The sequence below is a fragment of the Corynebacterium halotolerans YIM 70093 = DSM 44683 genome, from assembly GCF_000341345.1.
GTDB lineage: Bacteria > Actinomycetota > Actinomycetes > Mycobacteriales > Mycobacteriaceae > Corynebacterium > Corynebacterium halotolerans.
Genome location: NC_020302.1, coordinates 1,583,074 through 1,606,262 on the forward strand (window position 1 = coordinate 1,583,074; position 23,189 = coordinate 1,606,262).

The following is a 23,189-nucleotide window of genomic DNA, read 5'->3' on the forward strand; positions in this document are numbered from 1 at the left end:
CAGGACCTGCGCCTAGCGCGGCATCCGCCGCCAGATGGGCCGGGGCACCAGGCGCATGACCCAGGCCAGCAGGCGCAGGGCGCGCGGGATCCACAGGGTGGTGCTCCCCTGCCCTGAGCGGATTTCCTCGGCGACGGCTTCGGCGACGACATCCGGGGTCACCGACAGCGGGGCCGGGTTCATGCCCTCGGTCATGGAGCCGATGACGAACCCGGGGCGGGCGGTGATCAGGCGCAGCCCACTGCCGTGGAGACGGTCGGCCAGTCCCTGGCAGAAGGCGTCGAGGCCGGCCTTGGTGGAGCCGTAGACGTAGTTGGCGCGCCGGGCCCGCCAGCCGGCGATCGAGGAGAACGCGACGATCTCCCCGGTGGTCATCTCGTCGGCCAGTACAGTGAGCACGTTCACCTGCGCGGTGTAGTCGATCGAGGCGATCTCGGCGGCGTGGGCCTCATCGTGCTCGGCGCGGGCCTGCTCACCGAGGATGCCGAAGGCGACGATCGCGGTGGTCACGGGCCCGGCCAGTGCGGCCGCCCGCGTGACGACGTCGCGGTGGGAGGTCAGCTCCCCGGCCTCGAAGGGCAGGGTGTGGACCTCGGTGGCACCGGCGGCGCGCATGCGGGCGGCGACGTCGTCAAGCGTCCACTCCCGGCGCGCGGCGAGCACGACTGGGCGTCCCGCGCAGAGTTTCGCGGTCAGGTCGCCGCCGATGTCGCTGTGTCCGCCGAGGAGGAGTACGCATCCTGTCATGGGTCAGGAGGCTACCTGATATCCCGTCATGGAGAGCGAGCCCATGGTGCGCTGTTCGTTGAAGGTGGAGACGTCCGTCTCCCCCAGGCCGGCGGTGACGCCGGCGATGTAGGCCAGCGGGAGGAAGTGGTCCGGGGTGGGTACGGCGCGGGTGAAGCCGTCGTGTTCGGCCAGGGTCTCCACGCGGTCGGGGTCGTCGAGCATGATGGCCTTGGCGGCGTCGTCGAAGCTGTCGGCCCAGTCGAAGCCGGAGTTGCCCTTGTGCCACTGGACCATGGACAGGTTGTGGACGACGTTGCCGGAGCCGACGATGAGCACGTTGTGCTCCTGCGCCAGCCGGGCCAGGCGGGTGCCCAGGGCGACGTGCTCGGAGAAGGGCTTGGTGCCGTCGATGGACAGCTGCACGACGGGGATCTTCGCCTCGGGGAACATGTGCTTGAGCACCGACCAGGTGCCGTGGTCCAGGCCCCAGTTGTAGTCCTCCTGGACCAGGGTCGGCTTGGCGAGGTCGCGGACCAGTTCCGCGACCTCGGGGTCGCCCGGCGCGTCGTACTGGACGGCGTTGAGCTCGGGCGGGAAGCCCCAGAAGTCGTGGATGGTCTTGGGGTTGGTCATGGCGGTTACGCCGGTGCCGCGGGTGTACCAGTGCGCGGAGACCGAGAGGATGGCGCGGGGGGCGGACTCGGAGATCGAGGCGCCGAGGTTCTTCCAGGTGTGGGTGAACTCGTTGTCCTCGATGGCGTTCATGGGCGTGCCGTGGCCGACGAACAGTGCGTTGGTGGTCATGGTGTCATCGTAGCGCTCTTGGTTGAAAATTCAAGCTTTCGGCGTTGTCCTCCCCCACCACGACGATGTCCTCGATCCGCATTCCCCACTTCTCCGGCAGATAGATGCCCGGCTCCACGGAAAAGGCCATGCCCGTCTCCAGCGGCAGGTCGTTGCCGGCCATGATGAACGGCTCCTCGTGGGTGGACAGGCCGATGCCGTGGCCGGTGCGGTGGAAGAACCACTCGCCGTAGCCGGCCTCCTCGATGGGACCGCGCGCCGCGGCGTCGATCTCCTCGGCGGTCACACCGGGGTGTACCGCGTCCACGGCCGCCGTCTGGGCCGCCTCGAGCACGGCGTAGGCCTCCCGGAAGTCCTGCGGCGCCCGGTCGACGTCACCACCGACGACGTAGGTGCGGGTGCAGTCCGAGTGGTAGCCCGTGGACACCGTGCCACCCAGGTCGACGACCACCGGCTCGCCGTCCTCGAGCACGCGCTGCGAGAAGCTGTGGTGCGGGTTCGCCCCGTTGGGCCCCGAGCCGACGATGATGAAGTCGACCACCTCATGTTCGACGAGGATCAGCTTCTCCAGGTCGGCGGCGACCTCCGCCTCGGTGCGTCCCGGGCGCAGCAGCTCCGGAACCCGGGCGTGGACGGCGTCGATCGCCCGTCCCGCGCGGCGCAGCTCGGCGATCTCGGCGTCGTCCTTACGGGTGAACAGCTCGCGCAGGGTGGCCGTGGCCAGGACGCTCTCGCGCCCCGGCAGCAGCGCCTGCAGCGCGAGCACGTGGTCGGCGGTCAGACTCGAGCCGAGGGCCACGGGTCCGTGGGCGTCGCCGAGCGCCTCGACGGCCAGCCGGTGGGCGCTCTGCCCGTCCGCCCAGCCCTGCACGCGGATGTCGAGTCGGGGTACGGCCGAGGCGGCCAGGTCCTGCAGATCGGTCGACGGCGCCAGCAGCACCGGCTGCCCCTCGGCGGGTATCACCAGGGCCGTGAGCCGTTCGTGGGAGCTGAGCCAGGAGCCGGTCAGGTACGCCAGCTCGGCGCCGGTGCCGATGACCAGGCCGGCCAGGCCGCGCTCGCGGCTCAGACGGGCGGCCTCGGTCAGGCGCCGGGCGTAGACGGCGTCGTCGAAGAGAGAGTTGGATGTTTCAGAAGACATGCCCACCATGGTAGGTCCGGGGCGGGTGTCCCCCTCGGACGGGCGTGCGCGGCTACCCTGGGCACCGTGTCACCCACCCACACCCTGCGCATCTCCTCGGGAAAGAGATACTGCTCCGGGGTGCTCATCTCCCCGGACCTGTCCGCCGCCGACAATGCCCGCACCGAGTACGCGCTGACCTGCGCCCACTTCCTGCGTGACAGGTCCGGTCCCCTCGACGTCGGCGGCGCGCACTTCCGCGCCAAGGTGCTCGGCGCCGTCACGGTGCCGTGGACCGACCTGGCGGTGGTGCGCCTGGACACACCCTCCCCGCCGAAGACGCTGCTGCCCCTGGCCACCCGGCGCGCCCGCTGGTTGGCCCCGGCGCTCACGCAGGGGTTCGGGGGAAGCTGGTACAAGCGGCGGGACCGCGCCGGGCGCGTGGTGGGCTGGACCCCGGTGGCGGCCTCCCGGGATCTGCGCACGCTCGTGCGCCCCGGGGTGATCCTGCACAATGACCCGAAGGTGGTGCGCGGGGACTCCGGTGGGCCGATCATCGTCGACGACGAGATCGTCGCCGTGCAGTCGCTGATCATGGATCCCTTCGGCGTCAATCTCGGGATTGCCGCGGGCTCGCAGGTGGCCCCGCACCTGCCCCGGATCCGGAGCGCGGTGGAGGCGTTGCGGCGGGCCTACTAGATCAGTGGCTTGAGCGGCCGCGCCCGGACTGCAGCTCCGGTGCCAGGGCACGTTCGGCGACCACTCCGGTCACGGCCGCGAGACCGCCTTGTGCGCACCATCAACCACCAGTTCCCGGCGCGGTCAGCCGGCGGTGCGGACGAGGGCGCGGGCGCGGGGGACGGTGGTGGTTGTGCCGGTCACGGTGTTCATGTGGGCGTCTCCTGTCTGGATGGGGTTCGGGAACGGATTCCGGAGGGGTTGGCCCGCAGGAGGGTGCGTGAGGACCGGCTCATCGGGTACCAGCCGGCGAACAACAGGACGAGCAGAATCACGTCGACAACGTCTCCGCCGTAGTACATCAGCTGCGCGCCGAACCGGGCGTCCGCCGCGTCCACACCCGCCGGCGGGTGGGCGTAGAGCCACTTGCCCAGCACCGAGTGCGCGGCGATGAAGGCCACCATCACCACCGCCCGCATCCGCAGCGAGGCCCGGTGCGGATTCGGGTCCGGGCTGACGATCGCGGCGGTGAACACCACCCCGGAGAGGAACACGTGGGCGTGCACCAGTGCGTGCAGCCACACGGAGGAATGCATCAGGTGGTACAGGTCCGTGGTGTAGAGCAGCCACAGACCCCCGGCGTTGAGGGCGGCCGCGGTCACCGGGTGCGAGACCACCCGCACCGGAAGGGAGCGCAGCAGACGCGACAGCCGTCGGGCAGCCGTTGCCGGCAGGGTCCGCAACGCCAGGGTGACGGGTGCGGCGAGCACCAGCAGCAACGGTCCGACCATGCCCAGCAGCAGGTGGCCGGCCATGTGCTCCGTGAACCCGGTGCGCGACGCCACGGCCAGCGGCCCGACGAGTGCGGCTCCGGCACAGACCAGCCCGAGATACCACGAGGCGGTGCGGTGCCACGGCCAACGCCCGCGGCTGCGGCTGTGCCACAGCCCTGTGCCGTACGCCACCGCCGCGGCGAGGAGCAGCATCACGCTCACGAGATCGAAGGCGATCCAGCCTGTCATCGTGGCCTCGGGGTGGTGACCGTCGCGCATCGGCTCCTCACCCCCTGCGCTTCCGGGTCATCCACAGCACGACGACACCCGCCACCAGCAGCAGGATCGCCGAGCCGATCCACACCAGGTCGTAGAGGAACAGGTCCACCCCATAGCGGACCTGGTGGATGCGCAGCACCTTGTGGTTGACCACCCCGTCGAAGAGCTGGAAGAACCCGACCCCGGCGACCACCGCTCCAGCCCAACGCCCCCACGGCACGGCAATGCGTCGGCGCACATCCGTGAGCATGAACAGCCCCCACACGGTGAGCAGCCAGGTGACCGCGTGGAAAAACCCGTCGGAGGTCAGGGCCACCCGCGTGGTGGACAGATCGTAGAAGTGGTGCCACTGCAGGCCGAGGTGAAAGATGAACAGGTCGATGACCGCACCGGCGATACCGCAGCCGAACAGCAGCCCCGAGAGCACCAGGCGACGGTCCAGGCGGGTGAGGTCTGCGGTCTCCGTGGAGGGCATGGGCCGGCGACTCCTTCGGTCGGTGTCCCGGAGGGCTTCGGCGCAACCACGCCGCGCCGCAGACCCACGCACCCGGGCCGAACAACTGTGATACGGCCCATGCTAGTGACCGCGGCGGTGCGGGGAGCCGTTTTCGGAACCTGCTCCAGGTTCTGTCGCCAGCACCACCGGGACGAGACTTCGGCATCGTCCATTCGCGCTGACAAGCATCTGGGAGCTGCCGGGGATGTGCAACACCCGCGCAATATTGCATCTGAAAGCAGCGCTCTTGGCCCTCTGACTGGATCACTCCTTTGATCTGAAACGAAGGTTGATCCTCTCGGAGAACGCGGAGAAATAGCAGCCCAGCTAAGGAAAATCAGTGCAGTCCTCAAGGTTTCGTTCACGCATACCGACTTCAAACTCTGCGGCGTAGGCAAATGTCATGAACCAACTATCTAACGCGTACCAGAGGCAATCTTGCGCCTGATCAGGTGTTGCGACCTTCCAACTCGAAACAAACGCTACGCCATCCGCAAGACTGAAAGATCCGGGTTCGTGGTCAAGTAAGTCATCGATGACTGACTCACTGTCAATGAACAACGGCACTCGGATCTGCGACAGTCTCTGGTTTCCTATGTAGATGTCACCGCCTACCGGAACAGTACAATCCGGGAAAAAGAAGCGGGTGGCGGAGAACTTCATCGCCTCTCCCAGGTGAAAGCCGGACTCGTCCGCGGCAGCCCGCACCCATACGGGAAATGCTTCGATGAGATGATTCCTGATGCTCTCGGCGTTGTCGGGCAATTGCTGTCCAATTCTTGGTGCGTCGTGGATTTCCCTGGAAGATGGTTGCCCGTCCCAACCTAATGAATGCAGGGGTGCCCCGGCAGGAGGGCACTTCCCTGACCCTCGAAGGAAAAGACGATGAGCTGTCGCGGGTATTCCCGACCACCAATTTTCCGGCCCATCAACAACCGTCATCTGAAGCTGCGAAGAAGCCACGGAACGAAGCCGGCGCTGATAGGAGACAGCTCGGACGCGTTGTCTGGCGGGCGGCCCTGAAGCCGCGCTCTTGTCCCACAGTGACCACCACCGGTCATCCAGCGGGGGGCATCGCGAGGGCGGGGCGCCACGACGGAAAGGACCCCGCCCCCGCGGGGGCAAAAAGCTGCAGGGCGGCGGGGGCCGTATCCGGAATCGGTTCCCACCGGGTGGTCTACGACATCAACGACGGCGAACTCATCATCCTGGCCCCCACCTCGGTCACCGCACAGAGATCCACCGGGAGCTCTGCTCCATTTTTGCGGCCGCCAGCCGAGACACAAGACCTTCCTTCGTTGAAGAACATGCCGGAATCGTCCGGCATACGCCTACGCCCCGATCGCCACGACCCCGCGGCGGATCGCGTCGATCGCCTGCCGGGCCGAGCGCCGGATGCCGTCCTCGTAGCCCGTCTTGCCCACCTGCTCCAGCAGATCGATGACCTGACGGCACCAGCGCACGAAGTCACCCGGGGTCAGCTCGGCGCCGGACTCGGCCGCCGCGGCCATGCAGTAGCCCAACGGGGCGCCCGCGGCCCACTGGTGTACGGCCAGGGCGAAACCGGCCTCCGGTTCCCGGGTCACGGGCAGGCGGTGGCGCTGCTCGTCGGCGGACAGCTCAGACCAGATGCGCGCCGTCGCGTTCATCGCCTCGGCCATCCGGTCGGTCGCGGCGTCGGGCTCCCCGTGCGTCGCCTTCCGGTTCTCGAAGGTGCACATCGACACCACCCCGGCCAGCTCCGCCGGATCCAGCTCATTCCAGATACCGCGCTTGAGGCACTGGGCCACCAGCAGATCCGACTCGTTGTGGATCTGGGCCAGACGCTCGCCCTCCTCGGTGACCACCGGGGTGCGCTCGGCGCCCACGCCCTCGAACTCGACGTAGTCCATCTCCGCCAGCAGGTCGATGAGGCGCTCGAAGGTGCGTCCCAGGGTGTCGGTGGCGCGCTCGACGGTGTTCTCCAGCTTGGCCAGGTCGCGCTCGCGCCGGGCGAGCTTCTCGCCCACCCGGGCCAGCTGCTCACGGTCGGTGGCCGGCCAGCTGTGCGCCGGGTGTTCCCGGATCTGCCCGCGCAGCTCGACGACCTGCTTCGAGTCCCGCACCCGCGCCGAGTGCTTCATCTTCCGCGGCCGGTCGAAGTGGTTGCGGCGGAAGGAGTCGACGACGAACTTGGTGTTCTTCCGCGGGTGGTGGGAGACGTTGCGCGGCAGCTTCATCCGCCCCACCGTGATCGGCGGGTTCTCGAACCCGCTCGCGTCGATGCGCCCCGACCAACCCGTCTCCGTGGTCACCCAGGGACGCGGATCGCGGGCCTGGTTCGCCGGCGTGACGACGACCGCGAGCACCGGGTGCTTGCGCCCCGGCACCGCGATCACGTCGCCGATCTGGAGGCGCGCGAGGATGGTGGTGGTCTCCATCTCCCGCTGTTCCCGGCTGTGGCGGCGGGACTCCTTCTCCTCTTCGGTCAGCTCCCGGCGCAGCCGCATGTAGTCCAGGAGGAGTTCGGTGGCGTCGTCGCCGTCGCGCACTGGCGGGTTGAACGTGGCGATGTCGTGCTCCAGCTGGGTGCGCAACTCCTGGACGCGGCGTTCAGCGCGCTCGATCTCGCGGACCTCGCCGACCACGGAGCCGTCGGCCTGGTACTGGGCGAAGGATTTCTCCAACAGCCGCAGGGCCTCCTCGAAACCGAGGAGGCCGAGCAGGTTGACGGCCATGTTGTAGCCGGGGCTGAAGGTGGAGATCAACGGATAGGTGCGCGTCGACGCCAGACCGGCCACGGCGCGCGGATCCATGGCCGGGGCCCACTGCACGACGGCATTGCCGATGACGTCGATGCCGCGGCGTCCCGCCCGCCCGGTCAGCTGCGTGTACTCACCCGGGGTGAGATCCACGTGCGCCTCGCCGTTGAACTTGACGAGCTTTTCCAGCACGACCGTGCGCGCCGGCATGTTGATGCCCAGCGCCAGGGTCTCGGTGGCGAAGACCGCGCGCAGCAGACCACGGACGAACAGCTCCTCGACGATGTGACGGAAGGCCGGCAGCATGCCCGCGTGGTGGGCGGCGAACCCGCGGGTCAGGGCCGCGCGCCACTGCCGGAAGCGCAGCACCTCCAGGTCCTCCTCGGGGATGCCCTCCACCCCGGCGTCGATGATGCGGCCGATCTCGTCGGCCTCCTCCTGGCTGGTGAGCACCAGCCTGGAGCGCAGGCACTGCATCAGCGCGCCGTCGCAGCCGGCGCGGGAGAAGATGAACGTGATCGCCGGCAGCATGTTCAACCCCTGCAGGGCGGTGATGACCTCCGGGCGCCCCACCGGGCGGTGCCGGTCCTCCGGGCGTTTGACGCCTGAGCGCCGCCCCGCGGCACGGGCCCGGAAGCCGCGCCCGGACTCGTAGTCGGCGCGCCCCTCCGCGGCCTCGGCCGCCTGGAGGCGCTCGATGCGGCGTTCCAGCTCCCGGTTGACCTCCCCGCCGGAACCGGGCTCGAACAGCGGGTAGGTCTTGCGGCCGACCATCATCCACTGCTCCAACGGCACGGGACGGTGCTCGGAGACGATGACCTTCGTGTCGCCGCGCACGGTCGACAACCAGTTGCCGAACTCCTCGGAGTTCGACACCGTCGCCGACAGGCCGATGATGTTGACCGACTCGTCCAGGTTGAGGATGACCTCCTCCCAGACCGCGCCGCGCGAGCGGTCGGCCAGGTAGTGGATCTCGTCCATGACGACGTGGCTGAGCCGGCGCAGCGCACCCGACTCGGCGTAGATCATGTTGCGCAGGACCTCGGTGGTCATCACGACGATCTCGGCCGAGCTGTTGATGGACACGTCACCGGTCAGCAGGCCGACGGCGTCCTCGCCGTGGGCGTCGACCAGGTCGTGGTACTTCTGGTTGCTCAACGCCTTGATCGGCGTGGTGTAGAAGCACTTGGTACCCCGGGACAGGGCCAGGGACACCGCGAACTCACCGACGATCGTCTTGCCGGCGCCCGTCGGGGCACACACGAGCACCCCGTGGTCGCCCTCGACTGCCCGGCAGCCCTCCAGCTGGAAGTCATCCAGGGGAAAATCAAGGTCGGCGGTGAACTGCTCCAGGTGGGTCTCGTTCATGCCTCCAAGCTACCGCTTAAAGCACGTCGTCGAAGTACCCGGTTCCCCCGGCGGGTGCCCCACCGGCCCCCGGACGGGATTCCCGGATCGGGGCGGGCGCCTCCACCGGCTGCGGGGCGTCCACCCCACCGGGACCGGTGCTGAGCGGGGAGGCCGCCTCGTCGTCGAGTTCCATCCACTCCGGACGCTCCCGGTTGCGGCGCTTGTCGTTCCACCGGCAGAACTGCAGCGCCAGCTCCACGAGCAGGGAGACCGACAGCGCCAGGGCGATCATCGAGAACGGGTCCTGGCCCGGGGTGATGAACGCGGCGAAGACGAACACGCCGACGAAGATGAAGCGGCGCTTGTCCTTGATGGACGCGTACTCGAGGACCCCGGCGACATTGAGCATGGCGATGATCAGGGGCACCTCGAAACTGACGCCGAAGATCGCCAGCAGCGCGAGGAGGAAATTATAGTAGCGCTCACCGGTCAGGGCCGCGATCTGGGTCTCGTCACCGATGGTCAGCAGGAAGTCCAGGCCGTAGGCCACGATGTAGTAGGCCAGCACGGCACCGGCGACGAAGAGGGTGACCGCGAGGAAGACGAAGGTGAAGGTCCAGCGGCGCTCGGTCTTGTGCAGACCCGGGGTAATGAAACCCCAGATCTGGTACAGCCACACCGGCGACGACAGCACCAGACCGGCGAGTGCGCCCACCTTCAGGCGCAGCATGAACATCTCGAAGGGGCCGGTCGCCAACAGGCGGCATTCGCCGTCGCCGGTGAAGTCGGCGCGGTTCTCCGCGGGCAGCGCACAGTAGGGACCGCGCAGGATCTCACCGAGCGGCATCGTCCCGAAGGGGGCGTTCTGGTACCAGACGAAACCGATGATCGTCCCGATGATCAGGGCGAGCAGCGAGATGACCACCCGCCGGCGCAACTCCTTGAGGTGCTCGACGAGTGACATCTCCCCCGTCGGGGACTTTTTACTCCTGCGCTTCCGCTTCCTCAGGGGATTCGGGCGCGCTGACGCCTGCACGGAATCACTCATGCTGAAACTACCTTCACCCCTACTTCAGGGACACACCGAATGGAACGGGGACGACCTGCTAGCTGTTCTGGGGGTGCTGGTTCGGCTGCTGCGGGCTGTTGACCGGCGGAGCCTGCCGCGGCTGGTTCTGCGGCTGCTCCCAGAAGTCCTGCTCCTGCTGCTGGGCGTTGGCGATCTGCCCCTGCTGGTTCTGCGGCTGCTGCTCGTCGTTGTTCAGTTCCTTGACCTCAGACTTGAAGATCCGCATGGAACGGCCCACCGAACGGGCCAGGTCGGGAAGCTTCCGCGCGCCGAAGAGCAGGACGATGACCAGAACGATGGCGGCGATTTCCCAGGGTCCGAGACTCATGATTCCCTTTCATAAAATACTGCGGCGCAGTGATGTCAGATTTCCCACTGGCCTGTCGGATGATCATACGCGACCAGTGCGGATTCCGCTCGGTGGCGGAGGGCCTCAGACAGTGTGTTTGGCCCCACAACCGTCAACCGGTCGGCCTGACCGAGCGTGAAACGGATGAACCACTCGCTCGAGCCCACGGGCATGCTCGCGTGCACCCATCCGTCACCGTGATCCTCCCCCAGCGTAATGGGGTAATAGTCCGCCAACCAAGTCGCGTCGGCCCGGACCAGCAGCTCCGCCCGCTGGGTCACCGATTCGAAACCGAAGGGATCTGAAGCGTCGAACCTGAGTTCCGCCCGGTGCGGGTCCGCCGGTTCGGCGAGAATCTCCACCCCGCGCATCCGGTCGGCGCGGAAGTTGCGGTGCCCGCCGGAGGTCTCCTCCCAGGCCGACAGATAGGTCTCCCCGCCGTGGACGAAGATGCGCTCGGGGTCGACGGTGCGCTCGCGTTCGGTGTCCGAGGAGGCCGAACGGTAGATGAAGCGCACCCGGCGACCGGTGTCCATGGCCTCGCGCAGCACCGTCTGCGGGCAGGTCTCCTCCGGGTCGTCGTCGGCCAGGGAGTCGTAGATGGCCACCGCCCGCTGGTCCATGATCGACCGCAGCTTCCCCGTGGCCGTGAGCACCGCGTCGCGGTCGATCAGCCCCGGCATCGTCTCCAGGGACTCCAGGGTCAGCAGCAGCGCGCCCGCCTCGGTGGGCGTCAGCCGCAGCGCCCGGTCCAGGCCCTGGTTGTTGGTGATGTTGACCTTGCGGTAGTCGAAGGACATCTCGACCAGTTCCTCCGGCCAGGTGCCCACCCCGGAGCACACCAACCGGTTCAGATCCGCCATGATCTCGCCGGGCTCCCGTCCCAGGTCCCGGGCGGCCTCCATGACGGTGTGGCCGGGGTGGGACTCGAAGTACGGGATCAGGTTCAGCGACTGCACCAGGGCATGCAGCTTCTCCGGCGAATCCCGCCGCTCGGGTTCCCGGCTCATCGCTTCATCGCCTCCTCAAGCAGCGCGGTGACCTGCCCGCGCACGTCGGCGGGTTCAACCACCACGGCGTCGGGTGCGAAACCGGCGGCGGTGCGCACCAGCCAGTCCCGGTCGACGTCGCGGAGGACGACCGTGCCGTCGCCACGGGTCTCGCCGGCGTCGACGAGTTCGCCCGCCCGGCCCTGCGTGACGCGGACGACGGCGTCGACGAGCCGCCGGCCGTGCCGCAGCGCCTGCTCGACGATCTCCTGGAGCGGGGCGGTCGGCTCGGTGTGGGTGGCCGGGTCCTTGCTGCGCCGGATGCCGCGGATGCGCAGCACCCGGAAGCAGCGGGGAGCGGCCCGATCGACGTCCCAGCCCACGAGGTAGACACGGTCGTTCAGGAGCACCAGCCCCCACGGATCCATCACGCGCCGCTGGGGCTGCGCGGTGGGCGTGGGCAGGTAGTCGAAGACGATCCGCAGCTTGTGGCGGGTGGTCGTCATCACGTCGGTCAGCAGCGAGGACGACAGCCGGGTCAGGTCGGTCGTCGAGGTGAACACCGGCGCCTCCGACAGATCCCGGGTCGCCCCCGAGGCGGCGAGCTTGGTCCAGCCGGAACGGGCGAACACGGCCAGCTCGCCGGCCTGGCCCATCTCCCCGGCCAGCCCGAGGACGGCGGCCTCCTCCGGGGTGAAGGTCACGGCGGGCAGTTCATAGTCGTCGACCTGCAGGCGGTAGAGGGTGCCGGTCTCCGCCTGCACCGCCTCCACGGGCACGCCGGCCCGCCGCAGCGTGGTGATGTCGCGCCCGAGCTGCTTGGTGAAGGCGGCGTCGGCGCGGTCCCCGTAGCCGGGCACGTGCGTGCGGATCCAGTCCGGGGTGAGAAAGCGCCGGCCGCGCTGGTCGGCGCCGAGGAAGGCGAACGCCAGGTTGGTCAGCCGGCGGATCGCCGCGTCGGTGCGTCCACTCACTTCCCCTCCCCGTACTCGCCGGCGTGGTCGTCCATGTAGTCGAGCAGCTCGTCGACGCGGGCGTCGACGGCCGCGAACGGGTCGAGCAGCTCCACCGACCGCGGCTCCGGGGCGTTGACCTTCAGGTGCACCCAGTCCGCGGTGATCGGGGCGCCGAGGCGCTCGGCGTGGGTGATGAAGTTCCCGCGCAGCTGGGCACGGGTGGTCGCCGGCGGCTCCAGGACGGCCGCCGCGATGTCCTCGTCCGTGGTCCAGCGGGCCACCAGACCCTTGGACTCCAGCAACGGGAACAGTCCCCGCCCGGGGCGGATGTCGTGGTAGGTCAGATCCACCTGGGCCAGTTTCGGGTGCTGCCAGTCCTCCCCCAGCCGGTCGCGGTAGCGGTCGAGCAGCCTGCGCTTGATCACCCAGTCGATCTCCGTGTCGACGGCCGAGAAATCGCGGGTCTCGATCGCGGTCAGCGTGCGCCGCCACAGGTCGACGACCCGGGCCAGCTCCGCGGTCGGGGTGCCCTGGTCGGGGCGCCGGGCCAACCAGTCCTCCGCGGCCCCGCAGATGGCCTGCTGGACCTCGAGCGCGGTCACGGTGCCGCCGTCGCGCAGGTTCAGCACCGTCGCACCGGTCTCGTCGCGGGCGATGTCGCGGATGTGGCCGATGGCGTTGTCCAGCTCGAAGTCGGGCAGATCCACCCCGGCCTCGATCATCTCGAGGACGAGCTGGGTGGACCCGACCTTCAGGGCGAAGGTGGGCTCGGCCATGTTCGAGTCGCCGACGATGACGTGCATGCGGCGGAACCGCTCGGAGTCGCCGTGGGGTTCGTCGCGGGTGTTGATGATCGGCCGCGAGCGCGTGGTCGCGGAGGACACCCCCTCCCACACCTGGTCGGCACGCTGGGAGAGGAGGAAGCCGGGTTCGTAGCCGCCCTTGCCCGTGCTGACCATGCCCGCCCCGCAGATGAGCTGGCGGGTGATCATGAAGGGCAGCAGCTGCTTGCCGAGCTTCTTCAGCGACATGTGCCGGCCGATGAGGTAGTTCTCGTGGCAGCCGTAGGAGTTGCCCACGGAGTCGACGTTGTTCTTGAACAGGAAGACCTTGCCGTCGATGCCGTCCTCGGCCAGGGCGTGCTCGGCCCGGACCGCGAGGTCGTCGACCATCCGGTCGCCGGCCTTGTCGTAGTTGAGCAGCTGGGTGAGGCTGTCGCACTCGGCGGTGGCGATCTCGGGGTGGGAGCCGACGTCCAGGTACAGGCGCGAGGCGTTGGGGGTGAAGATATTCGAGCTGGAGTACCGGCTCACGATGGGCCGGAACAGGTACCGGGCGATCTCGTCCGGGCCGAGCGTGCGCTCCCCGTCCGTGGTCACCGCGGTGATCCCGTATTCCGTCTCCACGCCGAAGATGCGGCGGGCGTGGACCTGTGCCTGCGCCTGCGTCATAGGGCTTACTGACCGCCCTTCTGGACGTAGGAGCGGACGAACTCCTCGGCGTTGGTCTCCAGCAGGCCGTCGATCTCATCGAGCAGGTCGTCGGTGCCGGCGGTGTTCAGCTGGGCCTGGCCGGCCTCGGCGCCCTGGTTGTCGTCGTGGTGGTCGCCGCCGCCCCCGGCGGTGGACTGGGTCTGGTTGGTGGACATGTCAGGTTTCCTTTCCTGTCGGCCGACTAGTGCTCGTGCGGCTTGTTGATGTGCTGTTTGTTGTGGTGGGTCTGGTAATGCTCGGCCGGGATGCCGATCCGCTCCAGCCCCGCCAGCAGGTCCTCGACGGTGTCGGCGGCGTCGATGATGTGCCCGACGTGTTCCCGGTCGAACTCGTTGACCGTGACGATGCCGATCTTCGCGGAGCCCTCCGCGTACCGCAGGATCATCGTCTGCCAGCTGGCGGCGATGACGTTCTCCCCGAACTTGGCGGAGACCGCCCCGCGGAACCAGGCGCGGGAATCCGCGGGCGGGGTGGTCGCCGCCCGTTCGATCTCCTCACTCGTGGCCAGGGTCTTCATCCGTCCCTTGCGCACCAGCGCGTGGTGGAGGCTCTTGGCCGGGTCGATGTCGGTGTACTGCAGGTCGATGAGCTTGAGTTTGGCGTCGGAGATGTCGACACCGCGGTCGAGGTAGGACTTGATCAGCGCCCACTTGGCGGTCCAGTCCAGCAGGTGCGAGGTCTTCAGCGGATCCTCGGCCAGCAGGGCCACGACCTCGTCCCAGGTGTCGAGCACCCGCTGGTCGACCTCGTCCACCGGGGTGATCCGGGCGCGGTACTCGGCGAGGACCTCGAGGGCGGTGAGCTCGCGCCCGTCGCGGAGCTTGAGCCGGTGCGTCAGCGTCAGGTCGCGGGAGACGCGCCTGAGTTCCTCGACGGGTTCGGCCAGCCGCAGGTCGGAGAAGTCGACGTCACCCTCGATGGCGTCGATCACCAGCTTCGTCATGCCGAGCTTGAGGAAGTTGGAGGTCTGCGACATGTTCGCGTCGCCGACAATGGTGTGCAGGCGGCGGAAGTGCACGGCGTTGGCGTGCGGCTCGTCGCGGGTGTTGATGATGCCGCGGTTGAGCGTGGTCTCCAGGGAGATCTCCTGCAGGAAGTAGTCGGCGCGCTGGGAGATCTGAAAGCCGTCCTCCTCGCCCTCCATGCCCAGGCCCACCCGGCCGGCGCCGATGACCACCTGGCGGGTGACGAAGAACGGGATCAGCGCCTGTGCCAGGGTGTCGAAGTCCGTCTTCCGGGAGTACTGGTAGTTCTCGTGGGAGCCGTAGGAGGCACCCTTACCGTCGACGTTGTTCTTGTAGATCTTCAGCGGCGGGCAGGGATCCTGGTTCTTGAGGATGGACACCCCCTGCCCGTGGAGCTCGGCGACGTTGTCCATCGCGCGCAGCAGCACGAGATCGCCGGCGGCGTCGTAGACCATCGCGTCCCACGCGTTCGAGCACTCCGGGGAGGAGTACTCGGGGTGGGCGTGGTCGACGTAGAAGCGCGCGCCGTTGGCGGTGACCACGTTGGCGATGCCCACGGCGTCCGGGTCGACGACGGGTACCGTGTGGTAGCGGCGCAGGTCGAAGCCACGGGAGTCCTTCAGCGGCGACTCCTCCTCGTAGTCCCAGCGGGAGCGCGCGCCGGTGTTCATCGCGGCGTACGCCACGACGGCGTGGGTGGAGGTCAGGATGGGGCTCACCTCCGGATCGGACGGTGTGGAGATCCCGTACTCGGTTTCCGTGCCCATGTATCGAGTCATGGAGATCACCCTAACCGACGACGCGGGCGTGCATCACACGCGCCCCGTGCCGGCCGGTGATCCGGCTCCATTCATCGGGGTTGGAGGTGTTCGGCAGGTCCTCGCTCTCGTGCTGCTCGGTCTCCACGGCCTCCCGGATGTGGCGGACGGCCACTCCCCCGTCGTCCACCCCCGCGATGTGTTCCTTGATGGCGAGCTTCTTCGCCCGATCCACGATGTTGGCGATCATCGCGCCGGAGACGAAGTCCGAGTAGTGCAGTGTCTCGACGCTGCCGTCGGCGAGGGTGAGCTCGACGAAGGGGCGGGGCTCGAACAGCGTCTCGACGCCCGCGTCGATCAGCTCTGCCGCCGGCACGGCGTGCGGCACGTCCTCGGTGAGATAGCGGGAGAAGATGTCGCGGGCGCCCTCCCTGGTGGGCCGCTGCACCCGGATCTTCACGTCGAGACGGCCCGGGCGCAGCAGCGCCGGGTCGATGAGCTCCTCCCGGTTGGTCGCGCCGATGATGATGACGTTGGCGAGGTTCTCCACCCCGTCGAGTTCGGTGAGCAGCTGCGGGACCACGGTGGTCTCCATGTCGGAGGACACCCCGGAGCCGCGGGTGCGGAAGATCGACTCCATCTCATCGAAGAAGATGATCACCGGACGGCCCTCGGAGGCCAGCTCCCGGGCGCGCTCGAAGATCAGCCGGATCCGGCGCTCGGTCTCGCCGACGAACTTGTTGAGCAGCTCCGGACCCTTGACGTTGAGGAAATAGGACGCGGATCCGTCACCGATGCGCGAGGACAGGGAATTGGCCACCGCTTTCGCGATCATCGTCTTGCCGCAGCCGGGCGGGCCGTAGAGCAGCACGCCCTTCGGCGGGGCCAGCCGGTAGGTGCGGTAGAGCTCCGGGTGGGAGAAGGGCAGCTCGACGGCGTCGCGGATCTGGTCGATCTGGGCGTCGAGGCCGCCGACGTCGTCGTAGGTGACGTCCGGGACCTCCTCCAGGGACAGCTGGGAGACCTCGGTCTTGGGGATGCGCTCGAAGGCGAACCCGGCGCGGGTGTCCACCAGCAGGGCGTCCCCGGCGCGGGCGGTGTCCAGCAGCGGCTGCGCCAGGTGGACGACCTTCTCCTCCCCGTTCGTCGCGGCGACCAGGGCGCGTCGGTGGCCGATGCGTTCGGTGAGCATGGCCAGGTCGCCGGAGTTCTCGAAGCCGCAGGCCTCGACGACGACCGAGCCGTCGCCCAGGCGCACGAGGGTGCCGGGCACGAGGTCGGCGGCGTCGACGTTCGGGGAGACCTTCAGGCGCATGCGTCGGTTGGAGGTGTGGATCTCGGCGTCGCGTCCCTTCTCGCCGTGGGCGAGGAAGATGCCGTAGGTTGAGGCCGGCTCCCCGAGGCGGTCGACCTGCGCGGCGAGATCCTTGAGTTTCTCCCTGGATTCCTTCAGCAGTTGGGCGAGTTTCGCGTTGCGGGAACCCAGGGCCTTCAGTTGGCGCTGGAGGTCTGTGACCTCGCTGAATTCGGAGGAGCTGGAGGAAGCGTCGGGTCCGGTGTGCATGGGCCCAATCTAGCGCAGCAGGTGGCGTGGATCTGCCGCCCCCGTATTCCGGGGGCGGTGACGTGGCTGTGCTGTTCCCGGCCCCACTACCGACGGGCGCGGCGCTGCGGGCGGGGTGGGGTGACGCCGTCGGCCAGGCGGCGGGCCCACACGAGGAAGGCGGTGTGGGCGTTCATGCGGTGTTCGGGGCGGGTGGCCAGGCCCTCGACCTTCCACTCGCGCACGAGGGACTCCCAGGCCTTCGGCTCGGTGAAGCACTGGAGTTCGCGGATACCCTCCATGACCTTCATCAGCTGCGGGACGGTGGCCACGTAGGTCATGAACACGCCGCCGGGGATGAGGATGTCGCGGACGACCTCCAGGCACTCCCAGGGCTCGAGCATGTCGAGGATGACCCGGTCGACGGGGCCGCCGAGGTCGTCGACGGTGACCTCCTTCAGGTCCCCGAGGCGCGGGTCCCAGGTGGCGGGGCGGCCGCCGAAGAATTCGTCGACGTTGTTCTCGGCGAACTCGAGGTGGTCCTCGCGGATCTCGTAGGAGATGAGCCTGCCGCGTTCGCCCACCGCGCGCAGCAGGGACATGCTCAGCGCGCCGGAACCGGCGCCGGCCTCGAGGACGCGGGCGCCGGGGAAGATGTCGCCCTCGACGAGGATCTGGGCGGCGTCCTTGGGGTAGATCACGGCGGCCCCGCGGGGCATGGACAGCACGTGGTCGACCATCAGGTGGCGGAAGCACAGGTAGTCCGCGCCCAGGGTGGACTTGACGACGGTTCCCTCGTGCGAGCCGATGATCTCGTCGTGGGCGATCTGGCCCTTGTGGGTGTGGAAGGCCTCCCCCGGTTCCAGGATGATGGTGAAGTGCCGCCGCTTGGCGTCGGTCAGCTGGACGCGGTCGCCGGGCTGGAAGGGGCCGGAGTATGCCATGGGGGCCTTTCGGTCGGGGAGGTCGTTTCGTGCTGAGCGGGGTCAATCTACCAGACGGCGCGGGAATCTCCGGGCGTGAGACCGGTGGCGGTGCGTGGTGCGTGGCGCCCGCGGGACGGGCTGATGTTTTCGGGCACGGATTGTCGGGCCGGCGGCAGTTGCGTCTCCGTAGGGTGATCGGCAGGAACGGAGGACAGGATGCAGGAATGGAACCGGGCGATCCAGCTCATCGAGGAGAATTTGGCCGGGGCGATAGACGTGGGTCGGCTGGCCCGCGCGGCGTTGACCTCTGAGCACCATTTCCGGCGGATGTTCGCGTCGTTGTCGGGGCTGCCGGTCTCGGAGTACATCCGGCGGCGGCGCATGACGGTGGCCGCGGCGGAGATCATCGCCGGGCGCACCGTCCTGGATGTCGCCCTCCGCTACGGCTACGGGTCTCCGGAGGCCTTCAACCGGGCGTTCAAGGCGATGCACGGGCTCACGCCGTCGGAGGCGCGGCGCCCGGGGGCCGTCCTTCGTTCCCAACCTCAGTTGAGGTTTCATCTGCGTATCGAAGGGAGCACTGAAATGGAACACCGCATCGTGGAGAAGGAGGCGTTCCGGCTCGTGGGTTTCAGGACCCGTGTGCCGCTCGTCCACGAGGGCCCGAACGAGGCCATCGCCGAGTTCGAGCGGGGCCTGGATCGGGCGGCCGTCGAACGACTGGCGGAGTTGTCCGACACCGAACCGGCGGGGCTGGTCGCGGTCACCGACAACCTGGAGGACCGGGGCACGGAGGGCAGCGGGCTGGACTACTGGCGGGCCGTCGCCACCACCCGGCCGGCGCCTGCGGGGATGGAGAGTCTGGAGGTGTCCGCGGGGTTGTGGGTGGTCTTCGCCACCGAGGGGACGTTCCCCGGGGCCCTGCAGCATCTGTGGGCTGACGCCGCCACCGAGTGGTTCCCCGCCAACCCCTACCGCTGGGCCCCGGGCCCGGAGATGCTCAGCGTCCAACCGGCCGGGGACGGCACGCACGGTAGCGGGCAGTTGTGGATCCCCGTCGAACCGGACGGGTCGATGACCCGGTAGGCCCCGCCCCGGGGGTCAGTGGTTGATCAGGTATGCCTCAAGTGCCTCGGTGAACCACAGCTGGTCCTGCACGCCGGCCAGCTCGCGGGCGGAGTGCATCGACAGCAGCGGCACGCCGACGTCGACGGTGGGAATGCCCAGGCGGGTGGCGGTGATCGGGCCGATCGTGGATCCGCAGGGTACGTCGTTGTTGCCGACGAAGGACTGCGAGGGCGCCCCCGCGGACAGGCAGGATCGTTCCCACAGTGCGACGGTCGTCGCATCCGAGGCGTAGCGCTGGTTGCCGTTGATCTTGACCACCGGGCCGGCGTTGATCAGCGGGTGGTGCTGCGGGTCGTGCTTGCCCACGTGGTTGGGGTGCACGGAGTGGGCGGCGTCCGCCGAGACGCAGCTGGAGCGGGCGAACATGCGGGCGCGGGCGTCCTCGTCGGCGCCGATGGCGCGGGCGGTGCGGGTGAGCACGTCGGCGAGGATGGGGCCGGCGGCGCCGGTGGTGGAGCCGGAACCGACCTCCTCGTGGTCGAAGGCGGCCAGCACGAGGATGTCGTTGCCGGTGTCGCCGGAGGCGACGGCGCGCAGCAGGGCCGTCAGCGAGGCGTGCACCGAGCTGAGATTGTCCAGCCGGCCGGCGGCGAGCAGGTCGGCCCCGGCGCCGAAGACCTCGCCACGCTGGGTGTCGCAGGTGATGAGGTTGTGGGCGAGGATGTCGTGCTTGTCGACGCCCGCCCGCTCGGCCACGACGTCCATGATCGACAGGTCCGGCTCGCCGACGGCCATGACCGGCTGCATGTGCTGCTGCCGGTCGAGCTTGAGTTCACTGGAGCGGTCGAGGTGGACGGCCAGGTGCGGGATGCGCAGGACGGGGCCGGTGGTGACGAGCTTCTCGGCGCCGTCGGCCAGCACGATCCGCCCGGCCAGGGTCAGCTCCCGGTCGAGCCAGGAGGCCAGGATCGGCCCGCCGTAGACCTCGACGCCGACCTGCTGCCAGCCCGCCGTCGCGCCGTCGGGATGCGGCTTGAGGGTGAAACCCGGCGAATCGGTGTGGGAACCGATGATCCGGAAGGCCGATTCCGGGCCGGCGTCCTCGGGCACCCACCAGGTCATGACCGCCCCGCCCCGGACCATCACGTGCCCGCCGGGGGTGGCCTCCCAGGCGCGGGTCTCGTCCTGGCGGGTGAAGCCGGCGGCCGTGAGGCGCTCGGCCACCTGGTCGGCGGCGTGGTAGGAGCTCGGTGAGGCGGCGAGGAAGTCGAGGAGGTCGAGAGTCTGATTCATGGCCACCAGCTTGCCACGGATAAGCTGGTGGCCATCATGTCTGCCACTCCCCGACCGCTCGCGCTCTCCCCCTCCCGTGCCTCCGACTACCGCCGGTGCCCGCTGCTCTACCGGCTGCGCGCCATCGACCGGCTCCCGGAACCCAAGACCGTCGCCCAGGTCAAGGGAACCCTCGTGCACGCCGTGCTGGAGGACATGCACGGCGAGCCCCGCGACGGGCGCACCTACCCGGCCGCGGTCAAGAAGCTCAAGCCCCACTGGGCGAAGATGTGCGCGCAGGACGCCGAGCTGACCGAACTGGTCCCCGAGGACCGCGTGTACGACTTCCTCGTCGAGTGCCGCAGCCTGCTGCGCGGCTACTTCGAGATGGAAAACCCCCAGGGCTTCGACGCCCACGAGGTCGAGATGTACGTCAACACCATCCTGCCCAACGGGGTGCCGGTGCGCGGCTTCATCGACCGCGTCGACGTCGCCCCCACCGGCGAGGTGCGGGTGGTCGACTACAAGACCGGCAAGAAGCCCAGGCCCCGTTTCGCCGGTGACGCCCAGTTCCAGATGCGCTTCTACGCCCTGGTGTACTGGCGGTTGTTCGGCACCATCCCCGCCCAGCTGCGGCTGATGTACCTCAAGGTCATCGACTCGATGTTCCTGGCGCCGTCGAAGGAGGAGCTGGAGTACTTCGAACGCGACCTCGGCGACCTGTGGGCGAAGATCGAGGGTGACGGCCGCGCCGGGACCTTCCGTCCGAAAACCTCGAAGCTGTGCGGTTGGTGCTCCTTCCAGGACATCTGCCCGGCCTTCGGCGGCACTCCGCCTGAGTACCCCGGCTGGCCGGGCAGCACGGCGGACGGTGAGCGCGCCGGGACCGCCGACGCCGCCGGCTCCACCAGCCTGTCCAGCCTCACCACGGGCCAGGACAGCCAGGTTCACTGAGGTGCGCGGCGCGGGGACGGGCCCGGGCCGGGGGGCTAATGCTCGCCGCCGTTGCCGGCGTCCTTGAGCGCCAGGGCGGCCTCGATGAGGGCCAGGTGGCTCAGTGCCTGCGGCAGGTTGCCCCAGAAGGAACCGTCATCGGCGTCGATCATCTCCGAGAACAGTCCGACGTCGTTGGTCCGGTGCACCAGACGCTCCATCAGCTCCTCCGCCTCCTCGACACGGCCCACCTCCACCAGCGCGCAGACCCGCCAGAAGGCGCAGGCGACGAACGTCTTCTCCTCGTCCGCCATCCCGGTGTAGCGGTACAGCAGCTCACCCGATCCCAGATCCTCCGAGATGGCGTCGATGGTCCGCGACATCCGCTCCCCGCGGTCGAAGCCGCTCGTGGCGTGCAGGAACACCGAGGCGTCGAGGGCCTGTGCCCCCGGGTACATCACATAGGCTCCCCGGTCCTCGTTCCACGCGTGTTCCTCGATCCACGCCCGGACCTTGTCGCGTTCGACCCGCCAGCGGGCCGGGTTGCCGCCGACGTGACCGGTCTCGGCGAGGTGGACGGCGTCGCGGAGCGCCTGCCAACACCCCATCTTCGAGGACGTGTAGTGGCGCACCTCCCCCAGCTCCCACATACCGTGGTCGCGGTGCCGCCACAGGTCGCAGACCCGGTCGGCCAGCTGCTCCAGCAGCATCGCCGTGGCGCGGTCAAGCAGACTGCCGGCCTCGACGTAGCCGCGGCAGATGGCGAACACGTCCGCGTACACACCCAGCTGCAGCTGCCCCTGAGCGGGATTGCCCGTGACCACGGGACCGAGCCCCCGCCAGCCGGGTGCCTCCCGCTCGTGGACGTGGGACGAGGCGTTGCCCTCCAGGTCGTAGAACACATCAAGACCCGAACCGTTCCGCCGGATCACCCTGGTCACCCAGGACAGCGCGGCATGGGTCTCCTCGCGCAGCCCGAAGCGGGCCAGGGCACTGACGGAGTAGGCCAGATCGCGCACCCAGGCGAAACGGTAGTCCCAGTTCTTGCCGCCGGTCTCCGACTCCGGGAGCCCGGCGGTGGCCGCGGCCACCATGGAACCGGTGGGACTGTGGGTGAGCAGCTTCAGCGCCAACGCGCTGCGCTGCACCTCCTCGGCCCAGGGACCCTCATAGGAGAACTCACTGGACCACCTCTCCCAGCTCTCGGCCGTACGCTCGATGCCCTCGTCCACCAGGCGGGCCTCGGGCAACCGGAGCGGCTCATCCTGGGTACCCACCAGGGCCACCACATGACGCGAACCATCCCGGGCGGTGAACCGGCCGGTGAGTTGCACGTCCTGCGAATGCTCATCGACCGGGTCCGGGTTGTGCCCGGAGCCGACGACCGCCGCGGTGATGTCGGCGCACCGGATCACCGCGCCCCGGTCGGTGTCCTCGATCCACGGGGAGACCTCACGCAGCAGAGTGCCGGGCTGAACCCGCCACGCGAACTCCACCCCACCGGAGACGGACTCGATCCGCCGGGCCAGCTCGCACCACGGCAGCAGGCCGGAGACACCGATGTTGAGCGCATCGGTGACCACAGCCTTCCCGGTGTCCGTGGTGTAGGTCGTCTCGAGGACGTTGGTTCCCGGACGGTAGCGCCGCTCCACAGAGTACGGGGCGGTGGGCTCGAGCAGGAAGGTCCCACCGTGCGTCTTGTCGACGAGGCGCGCGAAGAAGGGGGTGGTCCGCAGGTCCGGCAGCGGCATCCAGTCGACCTGCCCCCGCGAACCGACCAGAGCGACGGTACGGCTGTCCCCCAGCGCGGCGTAGGATTCCAGCGGTTCGTACGCCAGCGGCTCCCCGGGATCGATCAGGTTCGTTGTCATGACATGCAGGGTACCGAAATGCGGGTG

General features: G+C 68.8%; 21 protein-coding genes. 3 read left to right on the top strand and 18 right to left on the bottom strand.

Features of this window, described 5'->3' with window-relative positions; all coding sequences use genetic code 11:
• Positions 1 to 12: 12 nt before the first annotated feature.
• Genes A605_RS15275 through A605_RS07385 form a run of 3 tightly spaced genes read right to left on the bottom strand, consistent with a single transcriptional unit; the run spans position 13 to position 2,683 of the window.
• On the bottom strand, positions 13 to 747 hold the full coding sequence (locus A605_RS15275) for an SDR family oxidoreductase (protein ID WP_015400876.1): 735 nt from the start codon (positions 745 to 747) through the stop codon (positions 13 to 15).
• A 3-nt stretch (positions 748 to 750) separates the two neighbouring features.
• Complete coding sequence (ygiD, locus tag A605_RS15280) at positions 751 to 1,533, bottom strand: 4,5-DOPA-extradiol-dioxygenase (protein WP_015400877.1); 783 nt, start codon at positions 1,531 to 1,533, stop codon at positions 751 to 753.
• Between the two features lie 4 nt (positions 1,534 to 1,537).
• Complete coding sequence (locus A605_RS07385) at positions 1,538 to 2,683, bottom strand: M24 family metallopeptidase (RefSeq protein ID WP_015400878.1); 1,146 nt, start codon at positions 2,681 to 2,683, stop codon at positions 1,538 to 1,540.
• Positions 2,684 to 2,740: 57 nt separating this feature from the next.
• Between A605_RS07385 and A605_RS07390 the strand changes: the two genes are divergently transcribed.
• Positions 2,741 to 3,352, top strand: a complete 612-nt coding sequence (locus tag A605_RS07390; protein WP_149029396.1) for a trypsin-like serine peptidase — start codon at positions 2,741 to 2,743, stop codon at positions 3,350 to 3,352.
• A 188-nt stretch (positions 3,353 to 3,540) separates the two neighbouring features.
• Here A605_RS07390 and A605_RS07395 read toward each other — a convergent pair whose 3' ends face one another.
• The 13 genes from A605_RS07395 to A605_RS07455 form a co-directional block, all read right to left on the bottom strand.
• Positions 3,541 to 4,383 carry a cytochrome c oxidase assembly protein gene (locus A605_RS07395; protein WP_015400880.1) on the bottom strand — a complete coding sequence of 281 codons (843 nt, stop codon included), beginning with the start codon at positions 4,381 to 4,383 and terminating at the stop codon, positions 3,541 to 3,543.
• A gap of 7 nt (positions 4,384 to 4,390) precedes the next feature.
• Positions 4,391 to 4,858 carry a DUF2243 domain-containing protein gene (locus A605_RS07400; protein ID WP_015400881.1) on the bottom strand — a complete coding sequence of 156 codons (468 nt, stop codon included), beginning with the start codon at positions 4,856 to 4,858 and terminating at the stop codon, positions 4,391 to 4,393.
• A 348-nt stretch (positions 4,859 to 5,206) separates the two neighbouring features.
• Positions 5,207 to 5,644: a hypothetical protein gene (locus A605_RS07405; protein ID WP_015400882.1), complete on the bottom strand. Its 438-nt coding sequence runs from the start codon at positions 5,642 to 5,644 to the stop codon at positions 5,207 to 5,209.
• Between the two features lie 566 nt (positions 5,645 to 6,210).
• On the bottom strand, positions 6,211 to 8,988 hold the full coding sequence (locus A605_RS07410; protein WP_015400883.1) for a DEAD/DEAH box helicase: 2,778 nt from the start codon (positions 8,986 to 8,988) through the stop codon (positions 6,211 to 6,213).
• A 16-nt stretch (positions 8,989 to 9,004) separates the two neighbouring features.
• Positions 9,005 to 10,018, bottom strand: coding sequence for a twin-arginine translocase subunit TatC (tatC, locus tag A605_RS07415; protein ID WP_244428967.1), 1,014 nt, complete (start codon positions 10,016 to 10,018; stop codon positions 9,005 to 9,007).
• Positions 10,019 to 10,076: 58 nt separating this feature from the next.
• A complete protein-coding gene (gene tatA / locus A605_RS07420; RefSeq protein WP_015400885.1) occupies positions 10,077 to 10,367 on the bottom strand; it encodes a Sec-independent protein translocase subunit TatA in 291 nt (96 codons plus the stop codon).
• Between the two features lie 35 nt (positions 10,368 to 10,402).
• Positions 10,403 to 11,398, bottom strand: coding sequence for a helix-turn-helix transcriptional regulator (locus A605_RS07425; RefSeq protein WP_015400886.1), 996 nt, complete (start codon positions 11,396 to 11,398; stop codon positions 10,403 to 10,405).
• Positions 11,395 to 12,351 carry a helix-turn-helix transcriptional regulator gene (locus A605_RS07430; RefSeq protein WP_015400887.1) on the bottom strand — a complete coding sequence of 319 codons (957 nt, stop codon included), beginning with the start codon at positions 12,349 to 12,351 and terminating at the stop codon, positions 11,395 to 11,397. Before A605_RS07430 ends, A605_RS07425 begins: the two co-directional genes overlap by 4 nt.
• On the bottom strand, positions 12,348 to 13,784 hold the full coding sequence (gene pafA, locus A605_RS07435; RefSeq protein WP_015400888.1) for a Pup--protein ligase: 1,437 nt from the start codon (positions 13,782 to 13,784) through the stop codon (positions 12,348 to 12,350). The genes A605_RS07430 and pafA overlap by 4 nt, the downstream gene beginning before the upstream one ends.
• A gap of 5 nt (positions 13,785 to 13,789) precedes the next feature.
• Positions 13,790 to 13,981, bottom strand: a complete 192-nt coding sequence (locus A605_RS07440; RefSeq protein WP_015400889.1) for a ubiquitin-like protein Pup — start codon at positions 13,979 to 13,981, stop codon at positions 13,790 to 13,792.
• Positions 13,982 to 14,007: 26 nt separating this feature from the next.
• On the bottom strand, positions 14,008 to 15,570 hold the full coding sequence (gene dop / locus A605_RS07445; protein WP_027004154.1) for a depupylase/deamidase Dop: 1,563 nt from the start codon (positions 15,568 to 15,570) through the stop codon (positions 14,008 to 14,010).
• A gap of 10 nt (positions 15,571 to 15,580) precedes the next feature.
• Positions 15,581 to 17,113, bottom strand: coding sequence for a proteasome ATPase (gene arc, locus A605_RS07450; RefSeq protein WP_015400891.1), 1,533 nt, complete (start codon positions 17,111 to 17,113; stop codon positions 15,581 to 15,583).
• Between the two features lie 86 nt (positions 17,114 to 17,199).
• On the bottom strand, positions 17,200 to 18,036 hold the full coding sequence (locus A605_RS07455; RefSeq protein WP_015400892.1) for a tRNA (adenine-N1)-methyltransferase: 837 nt from the start codon (positions 18,034 to 18,036) through the stop codon (positions 17,200 to 17,202).
• A gap of 198 nt (positions 18,037 to 18,234) precedes the next feature.
• On the opposite strand from A605_RS07455, the gene A605_RS07460 reads away from it, so the two are divergent.
• On the top strand, positions 18,235 to 19,104 hold the full coding sequence (locus A605_RS07460) for an AraC family transcriptional regulator (protein ID WP_015400893.1): 870 nt from the start codon (positions 18,235 to 18,237) through the stop codon (positions 19,102 to 19,104).
• Between the two features lie 15 nt (positions 19,105 to 19,119).
• On the opposite strand, the gene A605_RS07465 is transcribed toward A605_RS07460, so the two are convergent.
• On the bottom strand, positions 19,120 to 20,379 hold the full coding sequence (locus A605_RS07465; protein WP_015400894.1) for a M18 family aminopeptidase: 1,260 nt from the start codon (positions 20,377 to 20,379) through the stop codon (positions 19,120 to 19,122).
• Between the two features lie 36 nt (positions 20,380 to 20,415).
• On the opposite strand from A605_RS07465, the gene A605_RS07470 reads away from it, so the two are divergent.
• Complete coding sequence (locus tag A605_RS07470) at positions 20,416 to 21,312, top strand: RecB family exonuclease (protein WP_042440380.1); 897 nt, start codon at positions 20,416 to 20,418, stop codon at positions 21,310 to 21,312.
• Between the two features lie 35 nt (positions 21,313 to 21,347).
• Here the strand turns inward: A605_RS07470 and A605_RS07475 are convergent, their stop codons facing one another.
• Complete coding sequence (locus tag A605_RS07475) at positions 21,348 to 23,162, bottom strand: glycoside hydrolase family 15 protein (RefSeq protein ID WP_015400896.1); 1,815 nt, start codon at positions 23,160 to 23,162, stop codon at positions 21,348 to 21,350.
• Positions 23,163 to 23,189: the final 27 nt, after the last annotated feature.